General features: G+C 67.7%; 11 protein-coding genes and 1 pseudogene. 4 read left to right on the top strand and 8 right to left on the bottom strand.

Annotation, left to right across the window (positions count from 1 at the left end):
• Nucleotides 1-348: 348 nt before the first annotated feature.
• A pseudogene (gene uvrA, locus VF542_RS09445) lies at nt 349-3,300 on the bottom strand (excinuclease ABC subunit UvrA); the annotation flags it as partial.
• A 284-nt stretch (nt 3,301-3,584) separates the two neighbouring features.
• On the bottom strand, nt 3,585-4,262 hold the full coding sequence (locus VF542_RS09440) for a uracil-DNA glycosylase (protein WP_408651449.1): 678 nt from the start codon (nt 4,260-4,262) through the stop codon (nt 3,585-3,587).
• Nucleotides 4,263-4,452: 190 nt separating this feature from the next.
• Here VF542_RS09440 and VF542_RS09435 point away from each other — a divergent pair, with 190 nt between their 5' ends.
• Nucleotides 4,453-5,709 carry a DUF4032 domain-containing protein gene (locus VF542_RS09435; RefSeq protein ID WP_408651448.1) on the top strand — a complete coding sequence of 419 codons (1,257 nt, stop codon included), beginning with the start codon at nt 4,453-4,455 and terminating at the stop codon, nt 5,707-5,709.
• A complete protein-coding gene (locus tag VF542_RS09430; RefSeq protein WP_408651447.1) occupies nt 5,706-6,365 on the top strand; it encodes an MBL fold metallo-hydrolase in 660 nt (219 codons plus the stop codon). Before VF542_RS09435 ends, VF542_RS09430 begins: the two co-directional genes overlap by 4 nt.
• 31 nt (nt 6,366-6,396) lie before the next feature.
• On the opposite strand, the gene VF542_RS09425 is transcribed toward VF542_RS09430, so the two are convergent.
• Nucleotides 6,397-6,738 (bottom strand): metallopeptidase family protein, encoded by a 342-nt coding sequence (locus VF542_RS09425; protein ID WP_408651446.1) that lies wholly within the window; start codon nt 6,736-6,738, stop codon nt 6,397-6,399.
• Nucleotides 6,739-6,840: 102 nt separating this feature from the next.
• Here VF542_RS09425 and VF542_RS09420 point away from each other — a divergent pair, with 102 nt between their 5' ends.
• Complete coding sequence (locus VF542_RS09420; RefSeq protein WP_408651445.1) at nt 6,841-7,029, top strand: hypothetical protein; 189 nt, start codon at nt 6,841-6,843, stop codon at nt 7,027-7,029.
• Between the two features lie 4 nt (nt 7,030-7,033).
• On the opposite strand, the gene VF542_RS09415 is transcribed toward VF542_RS09420, so the two are convergent.
• The 5 genes from VF542_RS09415 to VF542_RS09395 form a co-directional block, all read right to left on the bottom strand.
• Complete coding sequence (locus tag VF542_RS09415; RefSeq protein WP_408651444.1) at nt 7,034-7,423, bottom strand: bleomycin resistance protein; 390 nt, start codon at nt 7,421-7,423, stop codon at nt 7,034-7,036.
• A 344-nt stretch (nt 7,424-7,767) separates the two neighbouring features.
• Complete coding sequence (locus VF542_RS09410; protein ID WP_408651443.1) at nt 7,768-8,919, bottom strand: endo-1,4-beta-xylanase; 1,152 nt, start codon at nt 8,917-8,919, stop codon at nt 7,768-7,770.
• A 235-nt stretch (nt 8,920-9,154) separates the two neighbouring features.
• On the bottom strand, nt 9,155-10,033 hold the full coding sequence (locus VF542_RS09405) for a carbohydrate ABC transporter permease (protein ID WP_408651442.1): 879 nt from the start codon (nt 10,031-10,033) through the stop codon (nt 9,155-9,157).
• Nucleotides 10,030-11,016 (bottom strand): carbohydrate ABC transporter permease, encoded by a 987-nt coding sequence (locus tag VF542_RS09400; protein ID WP_408651441.1) that lies wholly within the window; start codon nt 11,014-11,016, stop codon nt 10,030-10,032. Before VF542_RS09400 ends, VF542_RS09405 begins: the two co-directional genes overlap by 4 nt.
• Before the next feature lie 5 nt (nt 11,017-11,021).
• Complete coding sequence (locus tag VF542_RS09395) at nt 11,022-12,323, bottom strand: ABC transporter substrate-binding protein (RefSeq protein ID WP_408651440.1); 1,302 nt, start codon at nt 12,321-12,323, stop codon at nt 11,022-11,024.
• 138 nt (nt 12,324-12,461) lie between these two features.
• Here VF542_RS09395 and VF542_RS09390 point away from each other — a divergent pair.
• A partial coding sequence (locus VF542_RS09390) for a LacI family DNA-binding transcriptional regulator (RefSeq protein WP_408651487.1) occupies nt 12,462-12,564 on the top strand: 103 nt, incomplete at its 3' end.

Here is a 12,564-nt window from a genome sequence, read left to right as displayed (position 1 = left end):
GGGTCAAGCCTAGTTAGCCGGAAGGCGATCGGCGCTCGGGATGCGTCAGCGCTCGGCGTCGCGGGCAGCCGTCTTGCGACCGGCCGGCTGGGTGGCGGCGGCAGTCCCCCCGCGCACCGTCTTGGCCGCGCCATTGGTCTTGGCTGTGCCGTTGGTCTTGGCTGTGCCGTTGGTCTTGGCCGCGCCGTTGGTCTTGGCGGCGCTGGACGTCTTGGTGACGCTAGCCGTTCTGATCACGGTGGAGGTCCTAAGCGCGCTGGACGTCGCGGCCTTGGCCACCGCCTTCTTCGCCGACGCGGGCTCGGACGCCGCGGCGACCGGCTGGCGCACCTTCCGGGCCGGGCCGGCCGCCTTGGCCGGGGCCGGCGTGCCGGCGGACTTCTTCGGTCGGGCCTGCGTGCCGGCGGCCTGCGTGCCCTGAACCTGAGCCTCCAGCCGGTCGGCAAGGATGTGGGCCAGGAACTGCCCGGTGTAGGACCCGGGCACCCCGGCGACCTCCTCGGGAGTGCCCTCGGCCACCACGGTGCCGCCTCCGGAGCCGCCTTCGGGTCCCATGTCGATCACCCAGTCGGCGGTCTTGATGACGTCGAGGTTGTGCTCGATCACCATCACCGAGTTGCCCCGGTCGACGAGGGAGTGCAGCACCCCGAGCAGCTTGGAGACGTCCTCGAAGTGCAAGCCGGTGGTGGGCTCGTCCAGCACGTAGATGGTGCGCCCGGTGGAACGCTTCTGCAGCTCGCTGGCCAGCTTCACCCGCTGCGCCTCGCCGCCGGACAGGGTGGGCGCCGGCTGGCCCAGCCGGACGTACCCCAGTCCGACGTCGACCAGCGTCTCCAGGTGCCGGGCGATCTTGGAGATCGGCTTGAAGAACTCGGCCGCCTCCTCGATCGGCATGTCCAGGACCTCGGAGATGGTCTTGCCCTTGTAGTGCACCTCCAGGGTCTCCCGGTTGTACCGGGCGCCCTTGCACACCTCGCACGGCACGTAGACGTCGGGCAGGAAGTTCATCTCGATCTTGATGGTGCCGTCGCCGGCGCAGTTCTCGCACCGGCCGCCCTTGACGTTGAAGGAGAACCGGCCCTGCTGGTAGCCGCGGACCTTCGCCTCGGTGGTCTCGGAGAACAGCTTGCGGATGTTGTCGAAGACACCGGTGTAGGTCGCCGGGTTGGACCTCGGGGTCCGTCCGATGGGCGACTGGTCGACCCCGACCACCTTGTCCAGCTGCTCCACGCCGGTGACCCTGCGGTGCCGTCCGGGTGGCATCTTGGCGCCGTTGATCTTGTTCGCCAGCGTCGCGTACAGGATGTCGTTGACCAGCGTCGACTTGCCCGACCCGGACACGCCGGTCACGGTGACGAACACCCCGAGTGGGAACCGGACATCGATGTTGCGAAGGTTGTGCTCGCGGGCGCCCTCGACCATCAGTTCCCGGCCGTTGGTGACCGGCCGGCGGATCACCGGCACGTCGATCGCCCGGCGGCCGGACAGGTAGCTGCCGGTGATCGAGTCCGGCGACGCGACCAGGTCCTCAAAGGTGCCCGACACCACCACCTGGCCGCCGTGCTCGCCGGCCTGCGGCCCGATGTCGACGATCCAGTCGGCGGCCCGGATGGTGTCCTCGTCGTGCTCGACCACGATCAGGGTGTTGCCGAGGTTGCGCAGCCGGATCAGGGTGTCGATCAGCCGGCGGTTGTCGCGCTGGTGCAGGCCGATGGACGGCTCGTCCAGGACGTAGAGCACCCCGACCAGTCCGGCCCCGATCTGGGTGGCCAGCCGGATCCGCTGGGCCTCGCCGCCGGCCAGGGTGGCTGCGGCCCGGTTCAGCGACAGGTAGTCCAGCCCGACGTCGACCAGGAAGCCCAGCCGCGAGTTGACCTCCTTGACCACCCGGACCGCGATCATCTCCTCGCGCTCGGTCAGCCGCAGGCCGGCCAGGAAGGTCGCCGCCTCGCCGATGGACAGGGCGCAGACCTCGGCGATGGACTTGCCGGCCACCGTGACGGCCAGGATCTCGGGCTTGAGCCGGGTGCCGCCGCAGGTCGGGCAGTCCACCTCGCGCATGAAGCCCTCGTACTTCTCCCGGCTCCAGTCGCTGTCGGTCTCGGCGTACCGGCGCTCCAGCCACGGCACCACGCCCTCGTAGCTGGCGTAGTAGGAGCGCTCGCGCCCGTACCGGTTCTTGTACCTGACGTGCACCTGCTCCGAGCTGCCGTGCAGCACCGCCTTCTGGGCCCGGGCCGGCAGCCGGTCCCACCGGCTCTGCACGCTGAAGCCGATCTGGTCGGCCAGACCTTCGAGCAACCGCAGGAAGTAGTCGCTGTTCTGGCCGGTGGCCCATGGGGCGACAGCCCCGTCGGCCAGCGACCGCTCCGGGTCGGGCACCACCAGGTCGGGGTCGACCTCCTTGCGGGTGCCGATGCCGGTGCACGCGGGGCAGGCCCCGAACGGTGAGTTGAAGGAGAAGGACCTCGGCTCGAGGTCGTCGATGGCCAGCGGGTGCTCGTTCGGGCAGGCCAGCCGCTCGGAGAACCGGCGCTCGCGGTGTGGGTCGTCGTCGGGCAGGTCGACGAAGTCGAGGATCACCAGGCCGCCGGCCAGGCCCAGCGCGGTCTCCACCGAGTCGGTGATCCGCTGCTTGCTGGAGGCCCGGGCGGTCAGCCGGTCCACCACCACCTCGATGGTGTGCTTCTCCTGCTTCTTCAGGGTCGTTGCGGCGCCGCCGGAGGCTGTGAAATCGGTGAGCGGGTAATTGGTGCCGTCCACCCGGACCCTGGAATAGCCCTTGGTCTGCAGGTCGGCGAACAGGTCGACGTACTCGCCCTTGCGTTCCCGGATCACCGGGGCCAGCACTTGGAACCGGGTGCCATCGGGCATCTCCAACACCCGGTCGACGATCTGCTGCGGGTTCTGCTTGCTGATCAGCTCGCCGCAGACCGGGCAGTGCGGGTGCCCGATGCGGGCGTACAGCAGCCGCAGGTAGTCATAGACCTCGGTGATGGTGCCGACGGTGGAGCGCGGGTTGCGCGAGGTGGACTTCTGGTCGATCGAGACCGCCGGTGACAGGCCCTCGATGAAGTCGACGTCCGGCTTGTCCATCTGGCCCAGGAACTGCCGCGCGTAGGCCGACAGCGACTCGACGTAGCGGCGCTGCCCCTCGGCGAAGATGGTGTCGAAGGCGAGCGAGGACTTGCCCGAGCCGGACAGCCCGGTGAACACGATCATCGCGTCCCGGGGCAGGTCCAGATGGACGTCCTTGAGGTTGTGCTCACGGGCACCACGGACGATCAGACGGTCAGCCACGGTCTTCTTTCTGATTCAGCAGGCGGTCTTGCTGGGTTCTCTAGCTGGGCTGTGCTGGGCTGTGCTGGGCTCTGTTGCTGGCTCCGGCCACCACCAACCTCGAAGGTGCGCGGCTCGCACTGGAAGAGTAATAGCGGGATACGACATCCTCGCTGCCAGCCGCCTCGGAACGCCAGTCAGCCCGTTATGTCAGCGCCGATCGGGCCACCGGCATTCCCACCGCGGACCCTCCAGTCGCCTATCAGCCACCCGGCCAGCCGCCAGTCCGGACGCCAATCGACTGGCTAGCTCAGCTGCCAGTCGACCGGCTCGCCGCCGTGCTCGACCAGCAGCGCGTTGGCCCGGCTGAACGGCCGCGAGCCGAAGAAGCCGCCGCTGGCCGACAGCGGGCTCGGGTGCACCGACTTCAGGCAGACGGCGTCGGACAGCAGCGGCTCCAGCGACTGCGCCTGCCGGCCCCAGAGGATGGCGACCAGCGGCCGGTCCCGGGCTGCCAGCGCCCGGACGGCCTGGTCGGTCACCCGTTCCCAGCCCTTGCCGGCGTGCGAGCCCGACTTGCCGGGCTGCACGGTCAGCACCCTGTTGAGCAGCAGCACGCCCTGCTTGGTCCACGGCGTCAGGTCGCCGTTCGCCGGGATCGGCACGCCCAGGTCGTCGCGCAGCTCGCGGTAGATGTTCTGCAGCGAGCGCGGCACCGGCCGCACGTCGGGGGCGACCGAGAACGACAGCCCGACCGGATGCCCCGGCGTCGGGTACGGATCCTGGCCGACGATCAGCACCCGCACCTCGTCGAAGGGCTGGCTGAAGGCCCGCAGCACGTTCTCGCCGGCCGGCAGGTAGGAGCGGCCCGCGGCCAGCTCGGCTCGCAGGAACTCCCCCATCGCCCGGATCTCGGCGGCCACCGGCTGCAGCGCCCCGGCCCAGCCGGTCTCGACGAGCTCGTCCAGGGAGCGCACAGGCATGACTGACACCGTAGCGGCAGCGCGCGGCACCAGCCGTCAACGGCACCAGCCGTCCACGACACCAGCCGTCCACGCCACCAGCCGTCCACAGCACCAGCCGTCAGGCGTGCCGGACGTAGGCGTTACGGGGCGTCGACGTAATCAGCCCTTAACGGCACCAGGCGCCAGCGGCACTAGGCTTCGAGGTGTCATGGGCAACTACACGATCACCACGCTCGGGGCGGCGACCGAGCTTCTCGATCTGCCCTTCGACCAGCCGCTGGAGGAGTGGAAGGACCCCCGGCTGGTCCAGGTCCCGCGCGGCATCTCCCGGCACGTGGTGCGCTTCATCCGGGCCCACAACCAGATCTTCGCGATCAAGGAGGCCACCGAGCGGTACGTGATGCGCGAGCACCACCTGCTGCGCGAGCTGGCCGAGGCCTCGGTGCCGGTGGTCGAGGCCTTCGGCACCGTGCTGGACCGCGGCGACCACGAGGGCCACCACCTCGACGGCCTGCTGCTCACCCGGCACCTGCCCTACTCGCTGCCCTACCGGTCGCTGTTCACCGAGCGCTCGCTGCCGGACCTCCGGTCCCGGCTGCTGGACGCGCTGGCCCAGCTGTTCGTCCGGCTGCACCTGACCGGGTTCTTCTGGGGTGACTGCTCGCTGTCGAACACGCTGTTCCGGCGGGATGCCGGCGCGCTGGCGGCCTACCTGGTGGACGCCGAGACCGGTGAGATGCACCCGCAGCTGTCCCGGGGCCAGCGGATGCACGACCTGTCCATCGCCACCGAGAACATCGCCGGCGAGCTGATGGACCTGCAGGCCGGTGGCTTCCTGTCCTACGACGACGATCCGATCGAGACGGCCCAGGCGCTGCAACCGCGTTATGACCAGCTGTGGGCCGAGCTGACCGACGACGAGGTGTACCCCTCCGCGGAGAGCTACCGGATCGAGGAACGGGTGAGGCGGCTGAACTCGCTCGGCTTCGATGTCGCCGAGATCGGCATCCGGACCGAGGACGCCGGCCGCAAGCTCCGGTTCGAGACCCACATCGTCGAGCCCGGTCACCACCAGCGCCGGGTCTATGCCCTGACCGGCCTGCGGGTGCAGGAGAACCAGGCACGCCAGATCCTGTCGGACCTGGCCAGGTTCCGCGCAAAATGGGTCGAGGGTGTCGGGCACGACATCCCCGAGGACCTGGCGGCGCGGCGGTGGCTCGATGAGAAGTTCTACGGCGTTCTGGAGATGGTGCCGCCCAAGCTGCGCAAGAAGCTTCCCGACGCCGAACTGTTCTACGAGATCGCCGAGCACCGGTGGTTGATGTCGGAGCAACTGGGGCACGACGTGGGCCGGCAGGCCGCGGTGGACGACTACGTCGACACGGTGCTGTCGAAGCTTCCCGACGCCGACATCAAGGTGCTGACAGATCCCATTACTGAGGAGCTCCCGGTGATCCGAGAATGACGTACACGGGTGAGGTCAGCGTCGGCGGCCCGGTCGACGTCCGGGAGCTGGCCGGCCTGAAGATCGCCAAGCTGGCGGTCGGGCCGATGTCCAACAACGCCTACCTGCTGCGCTGCCAGGCCAGCGGCCGGGCGATGCTGATCGACGCCGCGAACGAGGCGGACCGGCTGATCGAGCTGACCCGGCTCGGCGGCGAGACCGCGGGCACGGTGCTGACCACCCACCGGCACGCCGACCACTGGCAGGCCCTGGCCGCCGTGGTGGCCCAGACCGGTGCCCGGACGCTGGCCGGAGCCGACGACGCCGCGGGCATCCCGGTGCCGACCGAGCGCCGGCTGGAGCACGGTGACACCGTGCACGTCGGCGATGCCGAGCTGACCGTGATCACCCTGCGCGGGCACACCCCAGGGTCGGTCGCACTCTACTTCCGGGACCCGGACGGTTCCGGGCACCTGTTCACCGGCGACTCGCTATTTCCCGGCGGTCCGGGCCGGACGACGTCGCCCGCGGACTTCAACTCCCTGATGGACGACCTGGAGCAGCGGGTCTTCGACGTCTACGACGACGACACCTGGTTCTACCCAGGTCACGGCAACGACTCGACGCTGGGCGCCGAGCGCCCGCACCTGGCCGAATGGCGCGCCCGCGGCTGGTAGCTCCGTCGGCAGTGGGGCTGCGACTACAGGACTACCAGCCCAGCTCGTGCAGGCGATCGTCGTCGATGCCGAAGTGGTGGCCTACTTCGTGGATCACCGTCCGGCGCACCTCCTCCACGACTTCTGCCTCGGTGCTGCAGATGGAGCAAATCGCTTGGTGGTAGATGGTGATCTGATCAGGCAACGCGCCGGAGTATTGGCTGGTGCGTTCCGTCAGCGGGACTCCGCGGTAGAGCCCTAACAAGCCCCTGGGGCCGGGATCGTGCTCGACGATGACCGCCACGTTGCGCATCAGCCGGCCCAGGTTCGGTGGCAACCCGTCCAGCGCTTCACCGACCATCGCCTCGAAGCGAGCGGGATCTACCTCGACCATGCGTCCAGTGTGGCTGACGCGCTGGACCGGGGTTTCTCCCACGCTGGCGACCGGTGATCCTTGACGGGCGCGGCGGCGCCGGCAGGGGCGCATAATCCGAGCATGGGTGACAACGAGGAAGATCGAGACGCCATCGCCGAGCCGGCATCGGACTCGCAGCGGTTCAAGCGGCTGCCTGAGCGCGTGAAGCTGGAAGACACCGTAGAGAGCAAGGACACGAACGTCGCGCGAGACCCCGAGGGCGGACGCGACACCGACCGCGACTTCATGATCCGCTATTCGGGCGGCTGATCCTTCAGGACGGAGTCGGACGCTGGTACAGCGTGATCAGGTTGTGGTCGGGATCCAGGATCGCGAACTCCCGCATCCCCCACGGCTGGTCCCGCAACGGCGCGTTCGGATGGACGACGCCGAGCGCCAGGCAATGCCGGTACAGCTCGTCGATGCCGGTGACCTCCAGCCGGCAGGACGCCGTCCCGGCGAGGTAGCGCTCGGCACCGGGAGCGCTGCCGTCGGGCACCCACAGCTGGAGTTGCACCTGGTCCCTGTGCAGGAACCCGATGCCGCGACCTTCGTGGCGCAACTCCTGCATGCCGAGCGCGTCGGTCAGGAACGCGACCGCGCGCCGCTCGTCCGACACCGGCAGGGCCGGCACGGCCGCCAGGAACCGAGGCTGGTCCACCATCTACGGCCTCCTCACCCCGGACTCGGCATCGCACCTGACCCCATGGCGCGGCCCCCGGCCGGGTGACCGACGGAGGGACCTGCACCCGGGTCGCTGCAGCGCCCTCGTGAGCATGACACTTCAGCATGCGGTGACGCGCGCCAGCCACCTGGCCGTCAATCCCGATCGTTGGCCGCGCCGCGGAGTGCCGCCCGGCGTGTCACCCGGTAGCGCGGCCAACGATCCAGCTCGTACACCCCTGACCAGGTGTGACGCGCCTCGAACAGGCCCGTGGGCCCGCCGGTCTACGGCGGGGCCCACGGCTGGAGGGTCAGAATCGCTCGATCAGCTACCGGCTCGATCAGCTACCGGCGCGCTCCGATGCCGGTGCGGTGCGGCGCTCCGTACGCGGCGAGCTTCAGATCCTGCTGCATCACCGTGTACGCGGGCTTGGGCTGCAGGTTGACGTCGTAGATCCCGGCGTAGCCCTCACCGGTGAACACACCCGGCACCCACGATTGCGCGTCGCCGAATCCCCATACCGTGAAAGAGATGCAGCTGCGGACGGCGAGGCAGGCCTTGAGCATCTGGTCGTAGTAGAACGCGTGCGCCGAGATCGCCAGCTGATTGGTGGGCACCTGCTCGGTGGCGTTGTTGACGAACGTGCGCACGTCGGCCTCGGTAATGGCGACCTTCAGGCCCAGGTCGGCGTACCGCTGCAGGTCCTGCGTCATCTTGGTCGGGAAGCCGTACTGGGTGTCCAGGTGGCCCTGGTCACCGACCCCGTCGATGGCGACGCCGTCCTCCTTCAAGTCCTTCACGAACGCGTACGCCGCGTCGAACTTGGCGTTGGAACCGTCCTCACCGGCGATGTTGTAGTCGTTGTAGAACAGCAGCGCCTTCGGGTCGGCGGCGTGCGCCCAGCGGAAGGCGTCGGCGACGATGCCCTTGCCCAGGTGCGCGACCCAGAAGTCGTTCGGGTTCATCATCGAGGGGTTGCTGTCGGTGAAGAACTCGTTGGCGACATCCCACTGCCAGACCTTGCCCTTGAAGTGGGTCACCTCATCGGTGACGTGCTTCTTCAGCAGGGCACGCAGCTCAAGCTTGCCGATCGTCCCGTCCTGCACGCCGGTGGTGAGCCAGCCGGGGATCTGGTTGTGCCACAGCAGCACGTGGCCACGCACCAGCTGGCCGTGGCTCCGGGCGAAGGCCACCAGGCGGTCAGCGGCGGACCAGTCGTACTTGCCCCGGGTCGGTTCCACCGTTTCCCACTTCATCTCGTTCTCCGGTGTCACCGACGAGAACTGGGTTCGGGTGATCTTGCGGTACTCCGGGTTGTCGAGGTCGTACGGGTTCACCGCGGTGCCGATCCGCAGGCCGACCTTGGCGGCCAGCGCGCGTAGTGAATCCGACGGTGGACGGTAGTGGGACTGGCTGGACGGCGAGGCGGCGGCGACGGCGCCGCTGGTCAGCACGGCTGCCCCCGCTACCGCGACGGCAAGCTTTCGAAGTTTCATGTACGGCTCCAAGCAAGAGGTGGGATTACTAGTGTCGGAGGCCGAATTGTTTTGGCATGCTGCCGATCACTATCAACGCTAAGCATCGGATCAGCGCGCCGTCAATACTTTTCGCGTGTAAACAAGTATCGAAAGTCTTGTTCTCACCACTGCGAAATCATGCTGCCAGCAAAGGGCATGCCAACAGCGAAGGCCGGGAAATACCCACCGGCCTTCGCTGGAATCAGCGGCGGTGTCAGCCTTTGATCGAGCCGGTCAGCCCGCCGACAATCTTGCGCTCGGCGAAGATGAAGAACACCAGTGCGGGGATCATGGAAAGGGCCGTGAACGCCAGGATGCCGGCCGTGTCCTGGGAGAACTGCGACTGGAACGTGGCCACTCCCAGCGGCAGCGTGAAGTTCTGTTGCTCATTGAAGACCAGCAACGGCAGCAGATACCCGTTCCAACTGGTGATGAACGCCAGCACGCCGACGGTCACCAGCGCAGGCCGCGACAACGGCAGCAGGATCCGTGTGAAGAATCCCAACTTGGTGGAGCCATCCATCACAGCGGCATCCTCCAACTCGGCAGGAATAGCCATCATGAATGGTCGCAGAATGATGATTGTGACGGGCAGCGAGAATGCCGCCTCGGGTATCGCCACCCCCAGCATATTCTCCAGCAGGTGGAATTTCCGCAGCATCAAGTACACCGGCAGCGTCGCGACCGTGAGCGGAAACAGCAGCCCGATGGTGAACAGGGTGTAGATGAATTCCCGGCCGCGGAAGGCATAGCGCGACAATGCGAAGGCCGCCATCGATCCCAGCCCCACTGCGAGCACGGTGGCGATGACCGCGATGACCAGGCTGTTGACCACGAAGTGCCAGAAGGACGACGACCTGAGGATCTTGGTGTAGTTCGACAGCACCCACGACTTCGGCAGGCCGGCCGGATTGGCGTTGATGTCGGCGTTGGTCTTGAAGCCGCCGAGTATGACGAACAGCAGCGGCACCACGGTGACCGCGACGATGGCGAGAGCCGCGAGGTAGCGCAGCGGAGTCGCGGCCGATCGGTGGGAAGGCGGCTTGCGATCAGGCTGGGTCGGGGTTGGCCGGTCAAGCGTGCTGGTGCTCATGCTCCCGCCCTCCGGGTGATAGCGCCTTGAGTATCCCGGCGCAATGCGAACCGCTGGTACAGCAAGGCGAATACGAAGCAGATGGTGAACAGGATCACGGTAACCGCACTGCCGTATCCGAACTGGTAGCGGCGGAACCCGCGGTCGATGAGGTAGGTCGCCATGGTGGCCGACGAGCCGGCCGGACCACCGAGCGTCATGATCCAGATCAGGTCGAACAGTTGCAGCGCGCCGATGATCGACAGGAACGCCCAGATCCGGACGGTGGGCCCGAGTAGCGGAATCACGACCCGCCGGGTGGTCTGCCAGCTGGTCGCCCCGTCGATCGCGGCGGCTTCCTTCAGCTCGGGCGGCACGCCCTGAAGGCCGGCGAGGAACAGGATGATCCCGAATCCGATGTACTTCCAGGTGATCACCGCGAACAGGGTGTACAGCACGATCCCACGGTCAGCCAGCCACTCATGCGTCAGCCCCTTGAGGCCGACGCCGGCAAGCATCTTGTCGACGGCGCCACCTGGCTGCAGGATGCTGAGCCACAGCACCGCGGTGATCGCCTCGGACAGTACGTAGGGGGCGAACACCAGTGTCCGCAGCAGCGCCCGGCCATGGATCCGGCCGTTGAGCAGCAACGCCAATCCCAGGCTGAGCGGCAACTGGACCACCAGGGAGAGGACCGCGATCAGCACGTTGTGCCAGATCGCACCCTGGAAGATCGGGTCGGACAGTGCCTTGCGGTAGTTGTCCAGCCCGACGAAGTCGTTCAACGGCCCGAAGCCGGTCCAGTGGTAGAAGCTGTAGTAGATGGCGGCGACCATCGGGGCTAGCACGAAGAGCACGAAGAGCGCCAGCGCCGGAGCCAGCAGCAGGAGCAGCTCGAGCTTGGTCCGCGAGCTGGTGCCCCGCCGGGGCGGGCGGACCGGAACCTTGCCGGCCACCTGAGCGATGCTTGCCTTCGGCTGGGAAACCGTCCTGGTGCTTGTCATGACGATCAGCCCGCGCCGTTGACGGCCTTGGCGACGGCGTCGGCGCCACCCTTGCCCGCAAACAGGTCCGCGGCGGCGTCATCCAGTGCCTCACCGGCTGCGGTCGGCAGCGCGATGTCGAAGTACACCTGGACGTAGCTGGCCTTGGAATTGAAGTCGAACACCTGCTTGATGGTGGGGTCCTGGATCGCCGACTGCGCGTCGGGATTGACCGGGATCGTCACCGCGCCGGAGGTCACCAGCTTCTGCTGGATCTCGGTGCCACTGAGGTATTTCAGGAACGCCACGCAGGCATCGGCGTTCTTGGTGGTGCAGCTGAAGCCATCGCCACCGCCCAGGGCCGCGGTCGGGTCGCCCGGCGCGCCGCTGATCGCGGGGAACGGGAACCATCCCAGGGTGGAGTGGAAGTTCTTGTTCGCGGTCAGCGCGGCCATCACGCTGGGATCCCAGTCGCCCTGCAGTTCCATGGCTGCCTTGCCGTTGACCACCATGCCCGCGGAGCTACCCGCGCCCTGCTGGGCCGGCGTGCCGTTGAAGCCCTCCTGGAACGGCTTGGTGGCGATGAAGTCCAGCACGTCCTGGCCGGCCTTGGTGAAGCACGGGTCGTCCATCTTCGCGTCCTTCATCGCGGACTTCAGGGTGTCCACCGAGCACTCGCGGACGGCGAAGTAGTCGTAGTAGAAGGCATCCGGCCAGCGGTCCTTGCCGCCCAGCGCGATCGGCACGATGCCGGCTGCCTTCAGCTTGGTGACCGCGGCGTTCAGCTCGTCCATCGTGGTCGGCGTGGCGGTGATGCCGGCCTTGGCGAAGAGGTCCTTGCGGTACCAGAAGCCCACCACGTGGGCGCTGTAAGGAACTCCCAACTGCTTGCCTTCGACCTGCCAGCCCTCGGCGACAGCGCCGAAGTCCTTGATCCAGTCGGAGGTCTCATCGCCGATGTCGGCGACCCGGCCGGACTCGCTCTGGCTTGACAGCCGGCCGCCACCCTGGTTGAAGTAGATGTCCGGCGGCGTCGAGGACTGCAGCGCCAGCGGCATCTTCGTGGTGAACTGCTCATTCTGGACCGGAACCACGTTGATGGTGGCGTTCGGGTTCGCCTTGTGGTAGTCGGCGGCGGCCTGCTTCCAGACGCTCAGCAGCGGGTCCGACGTGCCGTTGTGCCACCAGGTGAGCGTGACGGGCTGGCCGGCCTTCGCGCCGCCTCCGCCGCCGCCTCCGCCGCCGCCGCTGCCGCCGCAGCCCGCGGCCAGCGCGACCGTGGCGGTGGCTGCGACCGCGACAGCGCTGAATTTCCGGATGTTCTGCATGAGGAGAGTCCCTTCGTGCCCTCGGCGCACTCGGTGTCGTTCCACCGTGCGGCGAGTGGGGGGTAGAAGGAGTTTGCAGGCCTGGAAACATGCTTGTCAATCGTTGTCGATAACGTTATCCAGAGTTACGCTCCAACAGTGCACCCACGCCCTCGAACGACCATCCGCGACGTTGCCCGGCATGCGGGGGTCTCGGTGGCGACCGTCTCCAAGGTTCTGAACAACCGTTACGGCGTCGCGG

Origin of the sequence: Jatrophihabitans sp., from assembly GCF_036389215.1 — a bacterium.
Lineage (GTDB): Bacteria > Actinomycetota > Actinomycetes > Mycobacteriales > Jatrophihabitantaceae > Jatrophihabitans_A.
Note: the sequence above shows the minus strand (reverse complement) of the source record. Positions and strands in the feature narration are given on the sequence as shown.